The 21,040-nt window shown below is 65.9% G+C and carries 20 protein-coding genes; 1 reads left to right on the top strand and 19 read right to left on the bottom strand.

The genetic code is table 11. The features are described 5' to 3' along the window. Window positions 1-3: 3 nt before the first annotated feature. The 10 genes from ASF31_RS04350 to dnaE form a co-directional block, all read right to left on the bottom strand. Window positions 4-1,221 carry an RIP metalloprotease gene (locus tag ASF31_RS04350; protein WP_055753511.1) on the bottom strand — a complete coding sequence of 406 codons (1,218 nt, stop codon included), beginning with the start codon at window positions 1,219-1,221 and terminating at the stop codon, window positions 4-6. A gap of 27 nt (window positions 1,222-1,248) precedes the next feature. After that, on the bottom strand, window positions 1,249-2,445 hold the full coding sequence (gene dxr / locus ASF31_RS04345) for a 1-deoxy-D-xylulose-5-phosphate reductoisomerase (protein WP_055753510.1): 1,197 nt from the start codon (window positions 2,443-2,445) through the stop codon (window positions 1,249-1,251). Beyond that, a complete protein-coding gene (locus ASF31_RS04340; protein ID WP_055753509.1) occupies window positions 2,442-3,260 on the bottom strand; it encodes a CDP-archaeol synthase in 819 nt (272 codons plus the stop codon). The genes dxr and ASF31_RS04340 overlap by 4 nt, the downstream gene beginning before the upstream one ends. Beyond that, complete coding sequence (gene uppS / locus ASF31_RS04335) at window positions 3,260-4,033, bottom strand: polyprenyl diphosphate synthase (protein WP_055753508.1); 774 nt, start codon at window positions 4,031-4,033, stop codon at window positions 3,260-3,262. The genes ASF31_RS04340 and uppS overlap by 1 nt, the downstream gene beginning before the upstream one ends. 37 nt (window positions 4,034-4,070) lie before the next feature. Further along, window positions 4,071-4,628, bottom strand: a complete 558-nt coding sequence (gene frr, locus ASF31_RS04330) for a ribosome recycling factor (RefSeq protein ID WP_055753507.1) — start codon at window positions 4,626-4,628, stop codon at window positions 4,071-4,073. Window positions 4,629-4,667: 39 nt separating this feature from the next. Continuing rightward, window positions 4,668-5,402, bottom strand: a complete 735-nt coding sequence (gene pyrH / locus ASF31_RS04325; protein ID WP_055753817.1) for a UMP kinase — start codon at window positions 5,400-5,402, stop codon at window positions 4,668-4,670. 127 nt (window positions 5,403-5,529) lie between these two features. Next, complete coding sequence (gene tsf, locus ASF31_RS04320; RefSeq protein ID WP_055753506.1) at window positions 5,530-6,471, bottom strand: translation elongation factor Ts; 942 nt, start codon at window positions 6,469-6,471, stop codon at window positions 5,530-5,532. A 111-nt stretch (window positions 6,472-6,582) separates the two neighbouring features. After that, window positions 6,583-7,446, bottom strand: a complete 864-nt coding sequence (rpsB, locus tag ASF31_RS04315) for a 30S ribosomal protein S2 (protein ID WP_017503967.1) — start codon at window positions 7,444-7,446, stop codon at window positions 6,583-6,585. 227 nt (window positions 7,447-7,673) lie between these two features. After that, window positions 7,674-8,270, bottom strand: a complete 597-nt coding sequence (locus tag ASF31_RS04310) for a DUF4142 domain-containing protein (RefSeq protein WP_055753505.1) — start codon at window positions 8,268-8,270, stop codon at window positions 7,674-7,676. Between the two features lie 87 nt (window positions 8,271-8,357). Beyond that, window positions 8,358-11,822: a DNA polymerase III subunit alpha gene (gene dnaE / locus ASF31_RS04305; RefSeq protein ID WP_082465009.1), complete on the bottom strand. Its 3,465-nt coding sequence runs from the start codon at window positions 11,820-11,822 to the stop codon at window positions 8,358-8,360. A gap of 385 nt (window positions 11,823-12,207) precedes the next feature. On the opposite strand from dnaE, the gene msrA reads away from it, so the two are divergent. Beyond that, complete coding sequence (msrA, locus tag ASF31_RS04300) at window positions 12,208-12,831, top strand: peptide-methionine (S)-S-oxide reductase MsrA (RefSeq protein ID WP_055753504.1); 624 nt, start codon at window positions 12,208-12,210, stop codon at window positions 12,829-12,831. A gap of 14 nt (window positions 12,832-12,845) precedes the next feature. Here msrA and ASF31_RS04295 read toward each other — a convergent pair whose 3' ends face one another. From ASF31_RS04295 to ASF31_RS04255, 9 genes are all read right to left on the bottom strand, one after another. Further along, window positions 12,846-13,550 (bottom strand): ABC transporter ATP-binding protein, encoded by a 705-nt coding sequence (locus tag ASF31_RS04295; protein ID WP_055753503.1) that lies wholly within the window; start codon window positions 13,548-13,550, stop codon window positions 12,846-12,848. Continuing rightward, complete coding sequence (locus ASF31_RS04290; protein ID WP_082465008.1) at window positions 13,543-14,829, bottom strand: lipoprotein-releasing ABC transporter permease subunit; 1,287 nt, start codon at window positions 14,827-14,829, stop codon at window positions 13,543-13,545. Before ASF31_RS04290 ends, ASF31_RS04295 begins: the two co-directional genes overlap by 8 nt. After that, entirely contained in the window at window positions 14,826-16,142 is a 1,317-nt protein-coding gene (gene proS / locus ASF31_RS04285; RefSeq protein ID WP_055753502.1) for a proline--tRNA ligase, read from the bottom strand. The genes ASF31_RS04290 and proS overlap by 4 nt, the downstream gene beginning before the upstream one ends. 77 nt (window positions 16,143-16,219) lie before the next feature. Beyond that, entirely contained in the window at window positions 16,220-16,486 is a 267-nt protein-coding gene (locus tag ASF31_RS04280) for a DUF1467 family protein (RefSeq protein ID WP_055753501.1), read from the bottom strand. 9 nt (window positions 16,487-16,495) lie between these two features. Beyond that, window positions 16,496-16,834: a DUF3088 family protein gene (locus tag ASF31_RS04275; RefSeq protein WP_055753500.1), complete on the bottom strand. Its 339-nt coding sequence runs from the start codon at window positions 16,832-16,834 to the stop codon at window positions 16,496-16,498. A gap of 40 nt (window positions 16,835-16,874) precedes the next feature. Further along, window positions 16,875-17,783, bottom strand: a complete 909-nt coding sequence (locus ASF31_RS04270; RefSeq protein ID WP_055753499.1) for a hypothetical protein — start codon at window positions 17,781-17,783, stop codon at window positions 16,875-16,877. 56 nt (window positions 17,784-17,839) lie between these two features. Beyond that, window positions 17,840-19,513: a ribonuclease J gene (locus ASF31_RS04265; RefSeq protein WP_055753498.1), complete on the bottom strand. Its 1,674-nt coding sequence runs from the start codon at window positions 19,511-19,513 to the stop codon at window positions 17,840-17,842. Next, on the bottom strand, window positions 19,514-20,293 hold the full coding sequence (locus tag ASF31_RS04260; protein ID WP_055753497.1) for a type III pantothenate kinase: 780 nt from the start codon (window positions 20,291-20,293) through the stop codon (window positions 19,514-19,516). After that, on the bottom strand, window positions 20,290-21,039 hold the full coding sequence (locus ASF31_RS04255) for a biotin--[acetyl-CoA-carboxylase] ligase (RefSeq protein ID WP_082465007.1): 750 nt from the start codon (window positions 21,037-21,039) through the stop codon (window positions 20,290-20,292). Before ASF31_RS04255 ends, ASF31_RS04260 begins: the two co-directional genes overlap by 4 nt. Window position 21,040 lies beyond the last annotated feature (1 nt).

Here is a 21,040-nt window from a genome sequence, read left to right as displayed (position 1 = left end):
GGCTCACGAGACGAGCCCGCCGAGGAATTGGAAGATATTGAGCTTCTGTAGGTCGTTCCACGTTGCGAACAACATAAATCCCGCCAAAAGCGCAAGGCCTGCACGATAGCCCATCTCCTGGAACCGCGCCGACACAGGCTGTTTCGCCACAGCCTCATAGCCGTAGAAAAGCAGATGCCCGCCGTCGAGGACCGGAATGGGAAGCAGATTTAGAAAGCCGATTCCGATCGAAAGTATGGCGGCCAAGGTTGTCAGCGTCAGGATCAGATTGATCGCCATGGCGCCAGGCGCTGGATTGGCCTCGACCGCGGCCGTGGTCAGAGAGCCCGTCGCCTTGGCCATGCCCAGCGGACCGCTGAACTGATCGCCCGACTCGCGGCCCGTCGCCAGGCGTCCGAGGTAGGTCAGGGTCGAGCCGATGACGTCGGCCGTTTGGCGCGCTCCCTCGGCGACAGCCTCGACAGGGCCATAGCGCACGTGGCGGACATCGCCGGCCGACGAGCCCAGCCCCAGGCCGATGCGGCCGACCTTGACGCGTCCGGCGATGGGGTCGTTTTCCTCGCGACGTTCCGGCGTCGCGACCAGTTCGACGGGACGCCCGGCGCGCTCGACCGTGAAACGTACGGGATCGCCGGTCGATAGCATGACGGTGCGGGTGACAGCGCTTCCGTCCTTGATGGCCTTGCCGTTCACCTCGGTGATCAGGTCGCCAACCTGGAAACCGGCGGCGGCGGCTGGCGATCCCGCCTGGACCTGAGCAACACGCGCGGGGCGCAGAGACACGCCGACGGCCATGAAGACGACGGCGAAGATGGTGATGGCCAGGATGAAGTTCGCGATGGGCCCGGCCGCGACGATCAGGGCGCGCTGCCACACCGGCTTGAAGTGGAAATAATCACGCTCGGCGCCGGGCCCGCGCTCGGCAACCACGCGGCGGCGCAGTTCGTCCAATCCGGCCCGATCAGGCACGCTGGACGCATCCAGATCGCCCGAAAACTTCACATAGCCGCCCAGCGGCAGCCAGCCGAGACGCCATTCGATGCCGTGACGATCGGTGCGGCTGGCCACGGCCTTGCCGAAGCCGACCGCGAACCGGTCCACCTTCACGCCAAAGGCGCGCGCGACGAGGAAGTGACCCAGTTCGTGGATGGTGACGATGAAGGTCAGCACCAGCAGGAACGAGGCGATGGAGATCAGGACCTGACCCAGGACGCCCAGCATTCGAAAATCGTCTCCCCTGGCCTGCTGTCAGGCCGCATTCGCAAGGCCAGCGATGACGCTCTCGGCCATTCGACGCGTCTCGGCGTCGACCGAAAGGGCCGCGCCGCAGGCGTCTCCAGAACCGAAAGCCATCCCCGCTTTCGTCGCACGCTCAAGGGTTTCGGCGACGACTGCGGCAATATTGAGAAACGCCAGCTTGCGGTCAAGGAAGGCGAAGGCGGCGACCTCGTTGGCGGCGTTGAACACGGCGGGCGTCGCGCCGCCCGCCTTCAGGGCCTGACGCGCCAGATCGAGGGCGGGAAAGCGCGTCAGATCGGGCGCTTCGAACGTCAGCCGACCCAGCGCAGCCAGATCCAGCTTGGGCGCCGGCCACGCGATCCGATCCGGCCAGGCCAGGGCGCAGGCGATCGGCGTGCGCATATCCGGCGGTCCCATCTGGGCCAGGGTCGAACCATCCACATATTCCACAAGGCTGTGGATAATCGATTCGGGGTGCACCACGACGTCGATCCGATCGTGCGGCATATCAAACAGATAGGCCGCCTCGATCATCTCCAGACCCTTGTTGGCCATGGTGGCGCTGTCGACCGAAATCTTCGCCCCCATGCTCCAGTTGGGGTGGGCGACGGCCTGTTCCGGCGTGATGGCGACCATCTGCTCGCGCGGCGTATTGCGAAAAGGCCCGCCCGATGCGGTCAGGATCAGCTTGGCCACCCGCTCAGGCGCTTCGGCCGGAAACACCTGGAAGATGGCGGAGTGCTCGGAATCGACGGGGATCAAGCGCCCCCCTGCCCGCCTGACCCGCTCGATCAGGGCGGGGCCGCAGCAGACCAGGCTTTCCTTGTTGGCCAGCGCCAGGGTCGCGCCCGTCCCCGCCGCCGCCCAGGCGGACTTCAGACCCGCCGCTCCGACGATGGACGCCATGATCCAGTCGACAGGTCGCGTCGCCGCCTCGACGATGGCCGCGTCGCCGGCGGCGACAGCGACGTCCGTGCCGGACAAGGCGTCGCGCAGCTCTTCTAACCGCGCCGGATCGGCGGTCACGGCCAGCTTGGGCCGCCAGCGCCTGGCCTGCTCGGCCAGTTTGGCGATGTTGGCGCCGCCTGTCAGGGCCTCGACCTCAAACGCGCCCGTGCCCGTCGCCTCGGCTTGAGCCATCAGGTCTAGCGTGGAGGCGCCGACCGATCCGGTCGCGCCAAGCACAGTGATGCGACGTCGGATCATGCCCCACGCTCCAGCATCAGCACGATCAGTCGGCCAGCCGCGACGACCACGACCGCGAACATCAGGCCATCGACGCGGTCCAGCAGGCCGCCGTGGCCCGGAATGGTGTTGCCCGCATCCTTGACCCCGAACCGTCGCTTCAGCGCCGATTCCCACAGGTCGCCCGCCATGGTTGCTAAGGCCGCGGCAAAGCCCAGCACCGCTCCCCACACGACGCTTAAGGCGCCCATATTGACCCAGGCCGTCATGACGGCGCCCGCAACCGCGCCGGCGGCAACGCCGCCGATGAACCCGGACCAGGTCTTGTTCGGCGAGAAGCGCGGCCACAGCTTGGGTCCGCCAAAGGTGGATCCCGCCAGGTAGGCCACGATGTCGGCCGACCAGGCGACGGCGAAGACAAGCACGGTCCAGTGCAGCCCGATCAAACTGTCGACGTCGCGGAGCCACATCAGCAGCACCGAAGGCCAGCCGAGGTAGAGCACGCCGTAGGCGGCATCCAGCGCCTCCTGCCCTCGACTACGGGCATAGACCCCGGCCGCGACCGCGCCGAACACCAGCATGATGAAGGCGACGGACATGGCGCCGAAATGGGCGCTAATCACCGCCGCCACGACGCCGAAGCTGACCGCTCCGCCCATGACGCGGCGCGCATGGGGCGCACTCATCGCCGCCCATTCGAATGCCAGGACGACGCTGGCGACGATCATCAGCGCCAGGAACCACACGCCGCCGCCCCACGTCGCAGCGACGGCGGCGGGCGCCAGCACGACGGCGGACGCAGCCCTGAGGGCGATATCCCGACCCTTGACCGCCATCAGGCCGTAGCGCGCTCAGGCGCGATCACGCGTCCGCCGAAACGACGATCGCGCTGACCAAAGGCCGAGATCGCCTCAGCCAGGGCCTTTGGGCCATAGTCGGGCCACAGAATGTCTTGGAAGACGAGCTCGGCGTAGGCGGCCTCCCACAACAGGAAGTTCGACAGTCGCTGCTCGCCCGACGTGCGCACGATCAGGTCAAGCGGCGGCGAGCCCGCCGTGGCCAGGCCCGAGGTCAGGATCGCCTCGTTGAAAGGCTCGACCGTCTCGCCCGCCAGCACCCGCTCCATATGGCGACGCGCCGCGTCCACCAAATCCGCACGACCGCCGTAGTTGAAGGCGACCTGCAACAGGAATCGATCGTTATGGGCGGTCTGGGCCTCGGCCCGTTCGATGATGGCGGCGATGTCGGCCGGCAGACCTTCGCGTCGCCCCAGGATCTTCAGCCGGACGCCGGCCTTGGTCAGCCGGGCCAGATCGCTGGCGACGTAGGACCGCACCAGGCCCATCAGGTCCGATACCTCGTCCTCGGGCCGGCTCCAGTTTTCGGTGGAGAAGCCGAACACCGTCAGGCAATCGATGCCGAGATCCGGCGCCGCCTGGATCGTGCGCTTCAGCGCCTGGACGCCTTCGCGATGGCCCAGGGCCCGCGGCAGGCCGCGCGCCTTAGCCCAGCGTCCATTGCCGTCCATGATGATGGCGACGTGGCGCGGGCCGTCCTGACCCTGCTTGTCTGGGCTTTGGCCTGAAGGCGCGACGCGGTCTGCCGTCATCTGTCGTGCGATCCCTTCCGGACCCAGCCGTTTCGCCTCAGACCTGCATGATCTCTTGTTCCTTGGTCTTCAAGGTCTCGTCGATGCGCTTGATGGCCGCGTCGGTGTCCTTCTGGACCTCGGTCTCCATCTTCTTTTGCTCATCCTGGCTGATCTCGCCGGCCTTCTCGGCCTTCTTCAGGTCGTCGTTGGCGTCGCGGCGGACGTTGCGAACCGAGATCTTCTGCTGCTCGGCGTATTTGCCGGCCAGCTTGACCAGGTCCTTGCGGCGTTCCTCGGTCAGGGGCGGCACCGGAATGCGCAGGGTCTGGCCGTCCACGATCGGGTTAAGGCCCAGGTTGGCGTTGCGGATCGCCTTTTCGACGGCGACCACCATGCCCTTGTCCCAGACGCTGACGCTGATCATGCGCGGCTCGGGCACGCTGATGGCGGCGACGGCGGTCAGGGGTGAGGCCGATCCGTAGGCTTCGACCCGCACGGGCTCCAGCAGGCCGGCGTTGGCGCGACCGGTGCGCAGACCGCTGAACTCTTCCTTCAGGGCGGCGACGGAGCGATCCATGCGGTCGCGATAGGTCTTCAGTTCAGGCTTTGCCATGGTCTTGGTCTCTCTTGTCTTTCCTGGTCAGGCGAACGTTCAGGCGACGTCCTGAATGACCGTGAACGTGCCTTCGCCGGTCAGGGTCCGGTGCAGCGAATTGTCTTCCCGAATGGAGAAGACCACGATCGGTATGCCCGTGTCGCGCATCATGGCGATGGCCGAGGCGTCCATGACGCGCAGATCCTTGGCCAGAACATCCTGATAGGACAGCGTCTCGTAACGCGTCGCGTCGGGATCCTTCTTCGGGTCGGCGGTATAGACCCCGTCAACACTGGTGCCCTTCAGCAGGGCGTCGCAGCCCATTTCCGCCGCACGCAGCGCCGCGCCCGAGTCCGTGGTGAAGAACGGTGCGCCCACGCCGGCGGCGAAGATCACGACCCTGCCCTTTTCAAGGTGCCGCAGAGCGCGACGACGGATGTAGGGTTCGGCGATGGCCGCCATCGGGATGGCGCTCTGCACGCGGGTCGAGACGCCGATCTTCTCCAGCGCCGACTGCATGGCCAGGGCGTTCATGATCGTCGCCAGCATGCCCATATAGTCGGCCTGGGCGCGCTCCATACCGGCCGCCGCCTTGGACAGACCGCGGAAGATGTTGCCGCCGCCGATGACCAGACAGATTTCGACGCCCTCGGCCGCGACGTCCGCGACGGCCTTGGCCACCGCATCGACCGTCTTCATATCGACGCCGAACGACTGGTCGCCCATCAGCACCTCGCCCGATACCTTCAGCAGGACGCGTTTGTAGCGGAAGGTCGAGGGGGCGTCGGGCATGCGGGAAGGTCCGTTTGACTGCGGCGCCATTGAATCAGGCGGCTTCTTATAGACGAAAGGCGCGCCGGCCATCAAAGCCGAACGCGCCCTTCTGATACAAAACCCTCACGAATGAGGGGAATGTTTTTTAGTTGCCGCCCATCATGGAGGCGACTTCCGACGCGAAGTCGGGGCCTTCGACCTTCTCTACGCCTTCACCCAGCGCCAGGCGGACGAAGCCGGCCAGGTGCAGGTTGGAGGAGCCCAGTTCCTTGGCCGAGTTGGCGACCAGTTGTTCGATGGTCACGTCCGGATCCATGACGAACGGCTGCTTGGACAGCACCACGTCCTTCTGGAACTTGTTGATCTGACCTTCCACGATCTTGGCGATCATGGCTTCCGGGCGACCTTCTTCCTTGGCCTTTTCGGTCAGAACGGTGCGTTCCTTCTCGATGGCAGCGGGGTCCAGGTCGTCGGTGTTCAGCGACAGCGGCGCGGTGGCGGCGACGTGCATGGCGATCTTGCGGCCCAGTTCGCGAAGCGCGGTCTTGTCGCCCTCGCCTTCCAGGGCCACCAGCACGCCGATACGGCCGACGCCCGGCGAAACCGCGTTGTGGACGTAGGTCGAAACGACGCCTTCCGACACCGACAGGCGGGCGGCGCGACGCAGTTGCATGTTCTCGCCGATGGTGGCGATCATGTTGGTCACTTCGTCCTGGACCGTCTTGCCGGCTTCCAGTTCGGCGCCGTGCAGGGCCTCGACAGAATGGTGCTCCAGACCCAGTTGGGCGAACGACTTGGCGGCGTTCTGGAACAGCTCGTTGCGGGCGACGAAGTCGGTTTCGGCGTTGAACTCGATGGCGGCGGCGACTTCGCCCTTGCCGTCTTCCTTCGACGCGACGGCGACCAGACCTTCAGCGGCGACGCGGTCGGCCTTTTTAGCGGCCTTGGACAGGCCCTTGGCGCGCAGCCAGTCGATTGCTGCTTCGATGTTGCCGTCGTTTTCGACCAGCGCCTTCTTGCAGTCCATCATGCCGACGCCCGAACGCTCGCGAAGCTCCTTCACGAGGGCGGCAGTGATCTCGGCCATGTTCTTCTCCTTGGGGGATTTCGTATGTGGGAACGGCCGGACTGATTTAGCCCGGCCGTGTGTCAGTTCGTCAGGCGGCGCTCTAAAGCGCGAACGCCGCCCGGCGGGCGATTAGCCCTCGGCCTTCTCGGTTTCGGCAGCCGGCTCAGCAGCGGCTTCCAGTTCGGCGGCGGCGCCTTCCGTGCCGGCCGGCGCGGCTTCGGCTTCGGCCTTGGGGGCCGAGGCTTCACGCAGCATCGGCTCAACCGGGGCTTCCGAAGCGCCCAGGTCGATGCCCGAGGCCGAAGCGCCGGCGGCCAGGCCGTCCAGGACGGCGTCGGCGATCAGGTCGCAGTAGGTCTGGATAGCGCGGGCGGCGTCGTCGTTGCCGGGGACCGGATAGGTGATGCCGTCCGGATCCGAGTTGGTGTCCAGGATGGCGATGATCGGGATGTTCAGCTTGCGGGCTTCCTGGATCGCGATCGCTTCCTTGTTGGTGTCGATCACGAACATGATGTCCGGGATCGAACCCATGTCCTTGATGCCGCCCAGCGACAGCTCAAGCTTGTCCTTCTCGCGCTGCAGGTTCAGCAGCTCTTTCTTGACGCGGCCTTCGCCGCCGTTTTCCAGAATGCCTTCCAGCTCACGCAGACGAGCGATCGAGCCCGACACGGTGCGCCAGTTGGTCAGCGTGCCGCCGAGCCAACGGTTGTTCATGTAGTACTGGGCGCAGCGCTTGGCGGCTTCGGCGACCGGCTCTGCGGCTTGGCGCTTGGTGCCGACGAACAGAACGCGACCGCCCTTGGCGGCGACTTCGCGCACGGCCACCAGAGCCTGGTGGAACAGCGGCATCGTCTGCGACAGGTCGATGATGTGGATGTTCGAGCGCGAGCCGAAGATGTAGCGGTCCATCTTCGGGTTCCAGCGGTGCGTCTGGTGGCCGAAGTGGGCGCCTGCTTCAAGCAGGGTGCGCATCGAGAATTCAGGCAGAGCCATGATCGTTCAGTCCTTTTTCCGATCAAACGTGGCGCGGGGGATTAAAGGTCTGAAAGACCCTCGGAATGGTGCGGATCGGGATGTCTCCCCGAAGCGCGCCTCTCCCGCGTTGCGAAATGCGGGGGCCATGTAGGCCGGATGGGCCGCAATAGCAAGCGCAGCCCTGCAAATGCGGAAAAGGCGGCCCCTTTCGGGACCGCCTTTGGTCAGCAATGCAACGGCTGCTTTTACTTTATCGCGTCCAGCAGGGTCCGGGCACGGTCGCGGTGTGCAGTGACGGGCGTCACCAGTTCGCGCGCGAGGGTGGCCAGGGCGGGCGCTTCGGTGTTGTCGGCAAAGCCGTTCAGCAGCGCCAGCGTCTCGTTGTGGGCGGCGACTTGTTGGTCCAGATAGACCTTGTCGAAGTCGTCAGGCGTCGCGGCGTTCAGATTGTCGATCAGGCCCTTGCGGCGTTCGTCCAACGTCGTGGGGATGGCGACGTTCGGCGCAGCGGTCGCCTGAGCGGCGGCCAGCTTCTCGCCGGCGGCGGTGTGATCCTTCGTGATCATGGCGGCCAGGGCCTTCACGTCCGCATTCTTGGACTTGGCGGCAGCGATCTTAGCGGCTTCCAGCTCATACATGTTGCCGGTGCCCAGGCCGGTGACGAAACCGTCGACGGTGTTGGCGCCCATGGTCATGGCCGACGTCTGGCCCACGACGCCTGAGGTAGCGTCCTGAGTGGCGTTGACCGCTTCGCCGGTGTTCTGGGCGGCGCTGTCGCCACCCTGGTTGCAGGCGGCGAGAAGGGCCAGCGAGGCGACGCTGGCGATGGCGAGATATTTCATTGGAACAGTCTCCCTATGGACTGACCAAACCCATCACGCGTCCGTGAGGTTCCGAAAAATCAAAAGCTTAACCATATCCGCGAGGGCTCAGGCGTCCTCTAGCATGACGACGCCCGGCGCTGACTTCAACGCGCCGCGCAACGCGCCGTCCAGGCGATAACGACCGGGAATCTTGACCTCGACCTCGCGCCCCTGATCGAGGCCTGCGATCATCAGCGACACCTCCCCGCCCTTGCCGATCGCGCCCGATCGCGCGCGTTCCAGCCGCGCCCTCAAGGCCTCGGCGTCCGCGCTGCGGGCCGAGACATGGATCCGAAGGCCGATGTTGGCGTCGTCCAGCAGATTGTCCATTTGCGAGGCGTCGTCGCCGAAGAAACGCACCTCCCCCTCCGACGATTTGGCGCGCACCCGCACCATCACCGATGCGCCGGGCTCCAGCACCTCGCGGCATTTGCGCAGTTGTTCGGGCGGGAACAGGCATTCGAACTCGCCAGTCGGATCCGAGAAGGTCACGAAAGCGAACTTCTCGCCCGTCCGCGCGCTGGCCCGCTCCTGTTTGCGGCGAACAACACCCGCCATCTGGAAGGCTTCGTGGCCGGACTCAGCCAGCGGAATCGCTTCGGCGACGAAGGTGACGCGCTTGCGCTTCAGGGCTGAGGTCATCTCGTCCAGCGGGTGGCCCGACAGATAGAAGCCGACCGCCGACAGTTCGTGATCCAGCCTCTCCGGCCCGACCCAGGGTTCGACGCTCTTCAGACGCGGCCGACCGGCATGAGCCTGGTCGCCGCCGAACAATGACACCTGAGACGAGGCGCGCTCGGCCGCCACGCTCTGGCAATAGGCCATCAGAACGTCGGCCTGTTCCAGCAACTGACGCCGGTTGGGGTGGATGCTGTCGAAGGCGCCTGCCTTGGCCAGACCTTCCAGCGCGCGCTTGTTGACGCTGCGCGGATCGACGCGCTCGAGGAAGTCGAAGATGTCGGCGAAGCGGCCGCCCGTCTCGCGCACCTCGATGACGTGTTTCATCGCCTCGAGACCCACGTTTCGGATCGCGCCCAAAGCGTAGAGCACCGCCCCCTTGTCGTCGTCCCAAGCTACGTCGAAGTCGGCCGACGAGCGATTGATGTCGGGCGCCAGGACCGGCACGTCGAACCGTTTGGCGTCCTGATAGAAGACCGCCAGCTTGTCTGTGTTCGACAAGTCCAGGCTCATGGAGGCCGCGAAGAACTCGACCGGCTGATTGGCCTTCAGCCACCCCGTTTGGAACGAGATCAGAGCATAGGCGGCGGCGTGGGACTTGTTGAAGCCGTATCCGGCGAACTTGGCGACCAGGTCGAAGATGGAGCCGGACTGCACCTCCGGCACGGCTTTCTCGGCGGCGCCCTTGACGAAGCGAAGGCGCTGGAAATCCATCTCCTCCTTCTTCTTCTTGCCCATGGCCCGGCGCAGCAGGTCGGCCTCGCCCAGGCTGTAGCCCGCCAGGATCTGGGCGATCTTCATCACCTGTTCCTGGTAGATGATGACGCCGTACGTCTCGGTCAGCACCTCTTTCAGGCTGGGGTGCAGATAGTCGACCTCGGCGCGCCCGAACTTACGGTCGATATAGGTGTCGATCATCTCCATCGGCCCCGGCCGATAAAGCGAAATCAGGGCGGTGATCTCTTCGATGGAGCCGCAGCGCATCTTGCGCAGGGTGTCGCGCATGCCCTGAGATTCCAGCTGGAACACCCCGACCGTCTGGCCAGAGGCCATCAGCTCATAGGTGCGCGCATCATCCAGCGGCAGGCTGTTCCAGTCCTTGGCTGCGCCGCGCCGTTCGAGATAGCCCCGCGCCCGATCCAGCACCGTCAGCGTCTTCAGGCCCAGGAAGTCGAACTTCACCAGGCCCGCCGGCTCGACCCATTTCATGTTAAACTGGGACGCCGGAATGGTGGAGCGCGGATCCTGATACAGCGGCACCAGTTCCGTCAGCGGCCGGTCACCAATGACGATGCCGGCGGCGTGGGTCGAGGCGTTGCGGTATAGCCCCTCCAGCTCCAGCGCGGTTTCCAGCAAGGTCTTCACCGCCGGCTCGGCGTCGCGCGCCTCCTTCAGGCGCGGCTCGATGTCGATGGCCTGGGCCAGGGTGACGGGCGCTGCCGGGTTGTTCGGCACCATCTTACAGAGCCGGTCCACCTGACCCAGCGGCATCTGCAGCACCCGGCCCACATCGCGCAGCACGGCCCGCGCCTGCAAGGTGCCGAAGGTGATGATCTGGGCCACCCGGTCCTTACCGTAGCGGTCCTGCACATAGTCGATCACCTCTTCGCGCCGCTCCTGGCAGAAGTCGATGTCGAAGTCGGGCATGGAGACGCGTTCGGGGTTCAGGAACCGCTCGAACAGCAGGCCGAACCGCAGCGGGTCCAGATCGGTAATGGTCAGGGACCAGGCGACCAGCGAGCCGGCGCCGGAGCCGCGCCCCGGCCCCACGGGAATGCCGTGGGTCTTGGCCCATTTGATGAAGTCCGACACGATGAGGAAGTAGCCGGGGAAGCCCATCTGCTGGATGATCCCGACCTCCCATTCCAGGCGGGTCCAGTATTCCTCTTCGGGAACGGCCGGCGTGACCTCGGTCAGGCGGACCTTCAGCCCCTCGCGCGCCTGATGGGCCAGTTCATCGGCCTCGGAGCGCCCGGCCCCGGTGTCGAAACGCGGCAGGATGGGCGCGTGCGTATTGACCAGGAAGGCGCAGCGCCGCGCGATGTCGATGGTGTTGTCGCAAGCCTCAGGCAAGTCGGCGAACAGCTCGCGCATGACGGCGGCCGGCTTGAACCAGTGTTCGCCGGTGATGCGGCGGCGATCTTCCTGGCCGGTGAAGGCGCCATCGGCGATGCACAGCAGGGCATCGTGGGATTTCGCCTGCGCCGCCTTGGCGTAATAGACGTCGTTGGTGGCGACCAGCGGCACGTCGTTCGCATAGGCCCATTCGACCAGACCGGGCTCGGCGCGCTTTTCGTCCTCCAGCCCGTGGCGTTGCAGCTCGACGTAGAAGCGGTCGCCGAACGCCGCCTTCATCGCCGCCAGAGCCGCGGCGCCTTCGGCCTTCTTGCCCTGGGCGAACAGCGAATCGACCGGGCCATCCGGGCCGCCGGACAGCAGGATCAGGCCTTCGGAGCGGGCGACGACCTGCTCCCAGGCCACGCCCGGCTCGGCCATTTCTCCGGCGTCCAGATAGGCCGACGACGACAGGGCGCACAGGTTCAGCCACCCGGCTGTATCCTGAGCCAGCAGAACCACGGTCGGAACCTTGGCCCAACGGGCGTTGATCTGGCCCCCGATGCCAAAGACCGGCAGGGCGCAGGCCACGAGCGGCTGAACGCCCGCATCTTTAGCCGTCTGGCTGAACTCCAGCGCGCCGAACAGGTTGGCCCTGTCCGCCACCCCAACCGCCGGCATCCCGGCGTCGGCCGCCAGCTTGCCGACCTTGGCCGCCTTGATCGCGCCTTCCAGCAGCGAATAGGCCGAACGGACCCGCAGATGGACAAAACCCTGACTGTTCACCGGCTCGTTCACGCCTTCTTCGACCCCGGCCCGCTGAAGAGCCCTACTCTAACCTGAGTCTCATATCGGGTGGCGCGCGGCCATCGCAAACCGGTCGCCCCACGGATCGGCTGTGGATCGCTGGCTTCAGACGGTCCTCGAAAAAACACCGTCTAAAGTGTCTAATTCGTCTGATCTCAGGCGGTGACGCTGATCGCCACGGTCCAGACCATCCAAACAAAACCGCCGCACGACGCCAGCGACAGCATATCCCTCATCAAACGCGGCATGACCTTGGCTCCGAGACATCCGATATGTTCTGCTAATGTTCTATGTTGGCGTTTTGTTCCGGTCAAGTCGTTCTCGGTGAAACCGTTTGCGCGTCGCCGTCGTAGTCATTGCAATAGGAGATGAGATCATGTCCCTTCGCACGACCGCCCTCGCCGCCGTTGCATCCTTGACCGTCGCTGCGCTGGCGATCGGCACGCCCTTGGCCCGTCAGGCCGAGGCGCAGACGGCGTTTCAGACCGCGATCTTCGCCGGCGGCTGCTTCTGGTCGGAGGAGAAGGCCTTCGACGACGTGCCGGGGGTGCGCTCGGCCGTGTCCGGCTTCGTCGGCGGCCATACCGCAAACCCGACCTATGAGCAGGTGGTGCGCGGCGGCACCGGCCATATGGAGGCGGTGCAGGTCACCTTCGATCCGCGCGTGGTCAGCTATCGCACCCTGGTCGATCGCTATTGGCGCACCATCGACCCGACGGATCCTAACGGTCAGTTCTGCGACCACGGCCCGTCCTATCGATCCGCCGTCTTTGCAACAGCGGCCCAACGCGCGGACGCCGTCGCCTCGCGCGATGCGGCCATGCGCGTGCTGAGAAAGAGCTTCACGACGCCAGTCGTCGGCGCCCAGCGGTTCTGGCCAGCCGGCGAGGAGCATCAGAACTACGCCAAGCGCCACGCCGCCAGCTATCAGGCCTACCGGATCGGATGCCGCCGCCCCGAACGCCTGCGAGCGATCTGGGGCGACGCCGCCGTCAGCTGAGCGATAGGCGTGGCTCAGTAGGCGTGGCTCTGGGCCTCGCGCTCTTCCAGATGACCGTCCTTCAGGGCGAAGACGCGGTCCATATGGCCGGCCAACTCCATATTGTGCGTGGCGATCAGGGCGGCGACGCCCGTGGTCTTAGCCAAGTCGCGCAGGGATTCAAACACCGACTGGCTGGTGGTCGGATCCAGATTGCCGGTCGGCTCGTCGGCCAGCAGCAGGCGCGGGCCGTTGGCCAGCGCGCGGCCGATGGCGACACGCTGCTGTTCGCCACCCGACAGCTGAGCCGGCTGGTGCGTCAGGCGTTCGCCTAGCCCCAGGGCCGTCAGCGTGACCTCGGCGCGTTTGCGCGCCTCGTCTTGGGACAACCCGGCGATCCGCATCGGCAGGGCGACATTGTCCCGCGCATCGAACTCGGGCAGGAGGTGGTGGAACTGGTAGACGAAGCCGATCCGGCCCAGGCGCAGGCGTGTGCGGGCGCGCTCGTCCAGATCACCGACCTGTTCGCCGTCGATGGCGACCGTGCCGCTGGTGGGCTTCTCCAACAGGCCGGCGGCGTGCAGCAGCGACGACTTGCCCGAGCCCGACGGTCCGATCAGTCCGACCAGTTCGCCGGGATAGACGTCCAGATCCACGCCCTTCAGCACGGTCAGGCCGCCTTGGGCGGTGTCATAGGTGCGGGTCAGGCCGCGCACCGAAAGGATGGGAGCCTTACTCATAGCGCAGCGCCTCCACGGGATCGATGCGAGACGCGTTCCAAGACGGCGGCAGGCTGGCGATACAGCTCATCAACAGGGACCAGAAGGCCACCCAGGTCACGTCCACCGGATCGACCAGGGCCGGGATGGCGTCCAGCATATAGACGTCGGAATCGAACAGCTTGGTCTGCAGCACGAACTCCAGGAAATGCTGGATCGAACCAATATTCCAGCAGAACAGCAGACCAAGGATCAGCCCCGCGATGGTGCCCGCGACCCCGATCATGGCGCCGGCCATGAAGAAGACGCGCAGGATCGCCGAGGGGCTGGCGCCGATGGTGCGCAGGATGGCGATGTCGCGGCCCTTATTCTTCACCAGCATGACGATGCCGGAAATGATGTTCATGGCGGCGATGGCCACGACGAGGCCCAGGATGATGCTCATGGCCACGCGTTCGACCTTCAGCGCGCCGTAGAAGGCGGCGAGCCGCTCGCGCCAGTCGCTGACGACCGAGCCGGGACCGGCCGCGTCGCGGATGGCGGCGGTCAGGGCGCCGACCTGATCGGGGTCGTCGACCTTGATCTCGATCGCGTCCCAGACGCCTTCCTTGCCGAAGAAGAGCTGCTGTTGCTCTAGAGGCATGAAGATGAACGCGCGGTCGTAATCGGCGGCGCCCGAGCGGAACAGGCCGCCGACGAAATAGGTCTTCTCAAGTCCGCCGAGGTTGCCGAAGGCGCTGTCGGCCCCGGTCGGCGAATACAGGGTCACAGGATCGCCGACGCGCAGGCCCATGGAGTTGGCCAGGGCCGCGCCGACTAGAATGCGGTCGCCGCCGTAAGGGCCCTTGCCGAAGCTGGCGCGTTCCTGCGGGCTTAAGCTGTCGAAGACATACTGGGTCTTGGCCAGATCCTCAGGGCGGATGCCCTTGGCGATGGCGCCGGTCGTATAGCTGCCGACGCGGATCAGGCTTTGCGCCTCGTTCAGCGGACTGGCGCTGGCGACGCCCGGCACGGCCTGGATGCGTTTCAGCGCGGCTTCCCGATCGGGCGAGGTCAGGACCTGCCCCTGCACATACATGTGGCCGTTAAAGGCCAGCATGCGGCCCAGCAGTTCGCTGCGGAAGCCGGACATGATGCTCATCACGCTGATCAGCACGGCGACGGCCAGCATGATCCCGATGAAGCTGATCACCGCAATGGTGGCGACGCCGCCCTCCTTGCGCTTGGCGCGCAGGTAGCGGAGGGCAAGGCCGATCTCCCACGAGGAGAAGGCGCCGGACGGACGGGACGGCAGGCTCAAGCGGTCAGCCTTTCGATGGCTTCGGCGAGCGGCACGGAGACCTTTTCGCCGGTGGCGCGACGTTTCAGTTCGACCACGCCGTCGGCCAGACCCTTGGGACCGATGGTCAACTGCCACGGCACGCCGATCAGGTCGGCGGTCGCGAACTTGCCGCCCGGACGCTCGTCGGTGTCGTCGTAGAGGACGTCCTTGCCGAGTTTTTCAAGCTGGGCCACCGCGTCCTCGCAGGCCGCCGAGACGGCCTCGTCATTGGCGCGCAGATTGATCACGACCACGTCGAACGGCGCGACCGCATCGGGCCAGATGATGCCGCCGGCGTCGTGGCTCGCTTCGATGATGGCCCCCAGCAGGCGCGACACGCCGACGCCATAGCTGCCCATGTGGACCTCGGCGTCCTGACCGTCCGGACCGGCGACCTTGGCCTTCATCGGGGCGGAGTATTTGGTGCCGAAGTAGAAGATGTGGCCGACCTCGATGCCGCGCGCCGACAGGCGGTCGCCCTCGGCGGTCTTGGCCTCGAACTGCGCCGGATCGTGCATCTCTTCGGTGGCGGCGTAGAGGGCGGTGCGTTCGTCGAAGACGGCCTGGACGGCTTCCGGGCTGAAGTCGTCGCCGGGCGCGGGCATCTCGACCAGCTTGCGGTCGCAGAAGACCTCGCTCTCGCCGGTGTCGGCCAGGACGATGAACTCGTGGCTCAGATCGCCGCCGATGGGGCCGGTGTCGGCGCGCATCGGCACGGCCTTCAGGCCCATGCGGGCGAAGGTGTTCAGATAGGCGACGAACATGCGGTTGTAGGCGACGCGGGCCGCGGCCTCGTCCACGTCGAACGAATAGGCGTCCTTCATCAGGAACTCGCGCCCGCGCATCACGCCAAAGCGCGGACGGCGCTCGTCGCGGAACTTCCACTGGATGTGAAACAGGTTCAGCGGCAGCGACTTGTAGGACTTCACATAGGCCCGGAAGATGTCGGTGATCATCTCCTCATTCGTCGGCCCGTACAGCAGCTCGCGCTCGTGGCGGTCGGTGATGCGCAGCATCTCGGGGCCATAGGCGTCATAGCGGCCGCTCTCGCGCCACAGATCGGCCAGTTGCAGCGTCGGCATGAGCAGTTCGACCGCCCCGGCCCGCTGCTGCTCTTCACGAACGATCTGCTCGATCTTGCGCAGCACCCGCAGGCCCAGCGGCAGCCAGGCGTAGATGCCGGCGGCCTCCTGCTTGATCATGCCGGCGCGCAGCATCAGCTGGTGCGAGACGATCTGGGCGTCCGAAGGGGCTTCCTTCAGCGTGGGCAGGAAAAAGCGCGACAGGCGCATGGTCGGGAATCCTAGGCGTAGAGACGGAACAAGGCTTTAGACGCTCGGACGGGGCGAAAGCTAGGCCGATGCGTCGTTTAGACAGCCGGGCCGCTGGCGAAGTTCGGCAGGGGCAGCCAGCCCGTGAAGATCAGCACCATCACGAACACCCAGACCAAGGCCGAGACCCAGGTGGTCGTCAGAAACTTCTTCTTCAGATTGGGCGTCTTGGGCGCGCCCCATTGTGAGCCGTCGGTCGGCGGCTCGTGCGTCTCGCTCGCCGTGCCCAGCGGCAGCACGGCGAACAGCACCGTCCACCAGGCGATGATGTAGATGCCGACCATGGTGAAGACGCCGATGGGCATGACGGACCTCTAGGGATGGGGCCGGCCGACGCCGTAGCGGGCCGCCAGATAGGGAGCGATGGCGTGATCTTGAAGAAATGGCCGGCCGGTCGTTTCGCTGACCTCGGCCTCGGGCCAATCCAGTTCGCCGTCCAGGATCAGGATGGGGCAGCTTTGATGCGCCTCACCGACTTGGTCGATGACCGGCAGGCGCGGGCGCGGATGGTCCAGATAGACGACGTCGAGCGCATCGCGAAGCTGAGGATAGAAGCCCAGGACGCCCTCGATATAGGCCCCGGGCGGGCAGAACCACGGACCGCCCTGGTCGTCGTGCCAGTCGGGGTTCAGCAGGAAGAGTCGCTCGGTCATCGGCGTGGATATATCCGAGTTGAGGCCGTCGGCGCGACCGCTATTCGCACGATGCGCCAAACCCCGGCGCCCGCAGGGCCAGCAGGATCGACGACCGAGCCTGTTGGCTGATCGCCCCCGATCCTTGCAGCACGCACCCAACCGCGGTGTTGGAGTTGGGCGCCAAAAGGCCATAGGTCAGCCCCTCGGCCGCCAGTCGCGCCTGGGCGCCCTTCAACGTCTCGATGGCCGTGGCGACGCGGGCGGGATCGTTGGTGATGCGGGTCATCTCGTGCAGAGCCTCACCCGAACTGGGGAAGTCATAGGCGTTCGGGTCGAACGGCGCGATCTCCGCCGACAGCCGGTCTGGATGCGTGTCGATGCCGAATTTGGCGTTCTGGCTGGCGGAAAAGGCGATGGCCGGCCCGCTCTCCGGCACCACCAAAATATATGCGTGGCGCGGAAACAGCAGATACTGAGCCAGGAACTTGGTCACCGGCACCAAAGGCATGCCGTCCGGCCCTAGGGCGTGGGCGCCGACATAGACTCCCGATGGCACGCTGCGCGCATCCATCCGGCCGTTCAGCTTCAGGATTCGATCCACCATCACATGGTCGAGCAGGAAGACGCCATCCTCGGCTTCGCGCTCCAGATAGGCATGGATGGCGACCGTGTCGGGCGCCGACCCAAGGTCGCGGCCATAGACAGTGGGAAAAGCCGTGGGCGACATGGGCGTGCCGTCCGGCGGGCTGAACCACAGGACGCGCAGTTCGTGGACCGTCCGCGCCAACAGATCCTCGCCCCGGAACGTCGACAGGCTGAGCACCAGATTGACGACGGCGAACAGGGCGACGAAGCCGATCACCCCCTGCCCTGCGATCACCGCCCAGCGCCGCCAGCCGTGCAACGGATGGCGGGCATGACGCACCCGCTCAAGCAGACGGCGCGCACGGGTGGGTTTGTCAGACATGGGCTCTCCCGACCGTTCAGGCGCGCAAAAAATGCGCCCGAACGGTCAAGGTTGCATCAGACCCGCAGGACGACAGTCTCGACGATGGGACGGCGATCCCAGATCTGCTGGCTGGCCTTTTTCAGCACGCGGGCGACGGCCTGTTCGATGACCATTTCGTCGTCCAGCGCATCGCCCTTCAGACCCTTGACCACCTGTTCGACGCGCTCGGCAAGCTTGTCCAAGGCATCGCCCAGCGGCGTGGCGGTATCGCCGGGCAGACCGACGCTGCGGATGTCGATGTCGCTGGCGATGCGGCCGCGCTTGTCCAAGGCGAAGCTGACGATCAGCACGCCGTTGGTCGAGGCGTGACGACGTTCCTTCAGAGCCTCGCCCTGTTCGGTCACCAGCATGCCGCCGTCGACGTACAGGCGACCGTTCGGCACCTCGTCGATGATCTTGGCCGGGCCAGGGGCCAGGCGGACCATGTCGCCGTTGCGCGGCGTCACCGTTTCGGGAACGCCCATGTCCTTGGCCAGATTGGCGTGTTCCAAGAGGAAGCGACGCACGCCGTGGGTCGGCACCGCGATCTGCGGCCGGGCCCATTCGTACATCTGCTTCAGCTCGTCACGGCAGGGGTGGCCGGAGACGTGGATGCCGGGGTGATCCTTCTCGGTGTAGAGCCGCACGCCGCGGTCCGCGAGCCGGTCCTGCAGATTGCCGATCGCCAGTTCGTTGCCGGGGATCTGGCGCGACGAGAAGATGCAGTGGTCGCCCAGACCCAGTTTCACGACCGGGTGGGTGCCGTCGGCGACGCGCGACAGCGCCGCCCTCGCCTCGCCCTGGCTGCCGGTGCACAGATACAGAATCTGATCGGCGGGCCAGACGCGGGCCTCCTCGTCCGACAGGAAGGGCTTCACGTCCTTCAGCATGCCGACGTGCTTGGCCGCCGCCGTGATCCGGTGCATCGACCGGCCGGCCAGGGCCACGCGACGCCCGCAGGCCTCGGCCGCACGGATCACGCTGTCCATCCGGGCGACGTTGGAGGCGAAACAGCCGACCGCGACGCGCCCCTTCAGGCTGGCGATCAGCTTGGAGATGGCGACGGCGACATCGCCTTCGGACCCGGCAACGCCCGGCACGAAGACATTGGTCGAATCGCAGACCATGGCCAGCACGCCTTCGTCGCCCAGGGCGCGGATGACGGGAGCATCGGTCTTGGTGCCGATCACCGGTTGGTCGTCGATCTTCCAGTCGCCGGTGTGGAACACCATGCCCAGCGGCGTATCGATGGCCAAGCCGCTGGGCTCGGCGATCGAGTGGGTCATGTTGACGAAGGTCACGCCGAAGGTGCCGATGTCCACGGTCCCGCCGAGCGGCACCTCGATCAGTTCGACCTCGTCCAGAATGCCGCGCTCGCGCAGCTTGTCGCGGATCAGATAGGCGGTGAAGGGCGTGGCGTAGATCGGCGCCTTGATGCGCGGCCACAGCCAGCCCAGAGCGCCGATGTGATCTTCGTGTGCGTGGGTCAGCACGATGCCCTTGATGTTCTCACCCTCCAGGAAGGTGGGATCCGGCACGATCACGTCCACGCCGGGCGTAGACAGGTCGCCGAAGGTGACGCCGACATCGACGATCAGCCATTCACGGTTCGCCTCTGGGCCAAAGCCATAGGCGTTCAGGTTCATACCGACCTCGTCCGAGCCGCCTAGCGGCAGGAAAACGAGTTCGTCTTGGGTTTGCTTTTTCATTCAATCAGTCAAATGGGCGTTACGACGCCAGATTTCGAGGAGGCCGCGAATAGTCAGGTCGGGATCGAAGTGATCGATGCTGTCGGTCGCGCCTTCGAACAGGCTGGCGACCCCGCCGGTGCCGATGACGGTCATGGGCCTGCCCCACTCCGCCTTGATGCGCCCGACCAGGCCTTCGATCAACGAGATATAGCCCCAGAAAACGCCGGACTGCATGGCCTCGACCGTGCCCTTGCCGATGATGTGTTCGGGTTTCTGAATGGCGATGCGCGGCAGTTTGGCGGCCGCTTCGTGCAGCGCCTGAAGCGACAGATTGATGCCGGGCGCGATCAGACCGCCCTCGAAGGCGCCGTCGCCCGAAACGATGTCAAAGGTCGTCGCCGTGCCGCTGTCGATCAGCAGAAGGTCGCCCGGATACATCAGCGAGGCCCCCACAGCGTTGACCAGACGGTCGGCTCCCGCCTCGCTGGGCTTGGCGATCCGCACCTCGATGCCCAGTTCGGCGTTCTCGCCGATGACCAGCGGTTCGATGTTCAGATAGCGCCGCGCCAGATTGCGCAGGTTGAAGATCGACTGGGGCACGACGCTGGAGATGATGCAGCCGCCGAGGGCGTCGAACTTGAGCCCCTTCATCACCATCAGTTGGTTCAGCCAGACGGCGTATTCATCGGCCGTGCGGCTGGCCTCGGTCGCGGCGCGCCACTGGGCGATCCAATCCGAACCGTCGTGAACGGCGAACAGCGTATTGGTGTTGCCCTGCTCGATGGCGAGAAGCATCAGGCGGCTTTCCCGAAGAAGACGTCGCCGGCGGAAATCAAACGCACGGAGCCGTCGGCCAAACGCAGGCGCAGGGCGCCATCCGGCTCCACGCCCTCGGCCTGTCCCTCGATCGTCTCGTTATCTAGTCGCGCGACGCACGGTCCGTTCAGGCCCGTCAGGCGGCTGGTCCAGGCGTCCAGCACAGGCTCGAATCCCATCGTCTGCCAACGCCCCCACCAGACGGCGAAGGTCTCGGCCAGGATTTCGGCAGCGGCCTCGATCGGCGGGACATAGGCCAGGTCGGCGCGCAGTCGTTCGGCAACCGAGGTCGCCCCCCGTTCGGTGCCCTCAGGCGCATGGGCCAAGTTCACGCCGATGCCGACCGCAAGCCAGAGGTCGCCGTTCGCATGCCTGCCGGATTCGACCAGGATGCCCGACACCTTGACCCCGTCCAGCAGGACGTCGTTGGGCCATTTGATCGAAACGAGTGCGGGCGAAACGAAGACGTCCAACAGGTCTGCGACGGCGAGGGCGGCGATGAAGGTGGCCTGGGCCGCCTCCGCCGCCGACTTGGGCGTGGTGATCAGAAGGGTGGCGGCCAGATTGCCCTGATCGGTGTCCCACTGGCGACCCCGCCGACCGCGGCCGGCTGTCTGGCGGCGCGCCACGATCCAGCGCGGCCCCGCCTCTCCGGCCTCGGCGAGACGGCGCGCCTCGGCGTTGGTCGAGTCGATCTCGTCGAGGATGACCAGAGGGACGGGCGCCAAC

The organism is Brevundimonas sp. Leaf280, from assembly GCF_001422455.1.
In the GTDB taxonomy this organism is placed as follows: domain Bacteria; phylum Pseudomonadota; class Alphaproteobacteria; order Caulobacterales; family Caulobacteraceae; genus Brevundimonas.
The sequence above is the reverse complement of the archived record's forward strand: the minus strand, read 5'-3'. Positions and strand labels throughout refer to the sequence as shown.

Bases quoted from the DNA above. Each gene is read 5' to 3' on its own strand.
- rpsB (WP_017503967.1), bottom strand. From the start codon at position 7,446: ATGGCTCTGCCTGAATTCTCGATGCGCACCCTGCTTGAAGCAGGCGCC.
- tsf (WP_055753506.1), bottom strand. From the start codon at position 6,471: ATGGCCGAGATCACTGCCGCCCTCGTGAAGGAGCTTCGCGAGCGTTCG.
- ASF31_RS04275 (WP_055753500.1), bottom strand. From the start codon at position 16,834: ATGACCGAGCGACTCTTCCTGCTGAACCCCGACTGGCACGACGACCAG.
- uppS (WP_055753508.1), bottom strand. From the start codon at position 4,033: ATGACGGCAGACCGCGTCGCGCCTTCAGGCCAAAGCCCAGACAAGCAG.
- proS (WP_055753502.1), bottom strand. From the start codon at position 16,142: ATGCGCCTGTCGCGCTTTTTCCTGCCCACGCTGAAGGAAGCCCCTTCG.
- ASF31_RS04350 (WP_055753511.1), bottom strand. From the start codon at position 1,221: ATGCTGGGCGTCCTGGGTCAGGTCCTGATCTCCATCGCCTCGTTCCTG.
- frr (WP_055753507.1), bottom strand. From the start codon at position 4,628: ATGGCAAAGCCTGAACTGAAGACCTATCGCGACCGCATGGATCGCTCC.
- msrA (WP_055753504.1), top strand. From the start codon at position 12,208: ATGTCCCTTCGCACGACCGCCCTCGCCGCCGTTGCATCCTTGACCGTC.
- ASF31_RS04340 (WP_055753509.1), bottom strand. From the start codon at position 3,260: ATGGCGGTCAAGGGTCGGGATATCGCCCTCAGGGCTGCGTCCGCCGTC.
- ASF31_RS04310 (WP_055753505.1), bottom strand. From the start codon at position 8,270: ATGAAATATCTCGCCATCGCCAGCGTCGCCTCGCTGGCCCTTCTCGCC.
- ASF31_RS04270 (WP_055753499.1), bottom strand. From the start codon at position 17,783: ATGTCTGACAAACCCACCCGTGCGCGCCGTCTGCTTGAGCGGGTGCGT.
- ASF31_RS04295 (WP_055753503.1), bottom strand. From the start codon at position 13,550: ATGAGTAAGGCTCCCATCCTTTCGGTGCGCGGCCTGACCCGCACCTAT.
- pyrH (WP_055753817.1), bottom strand. From the start codon at position 5,402: ATGCCCGACGCCCCCTCGACCTTCCGCTACAAACGCGTCCTGCTGAAG.
- ASF31_RS04280 (WP_055753501.1), bottom strand. From the start codon at position 16,486: ATGCCCATCGGCGTCTTCACCATGGTCGGCATCTACATCATCGCCTGG.
- dxr (WP_055753510.1), bottom strand. From the start codon at position 2,445: ATGATCCGACGTCGCATCACTGTGCTTGGCGCGACCGGATCGGTCGGC.
- ASF31_RS04265 (WP_055753498.1), bottom strand. From the start codon at position 19,513: ATGAAAAAGCAAACCCAAGACGAACTCGTTTTCCTGCCGCTAGGCGGC.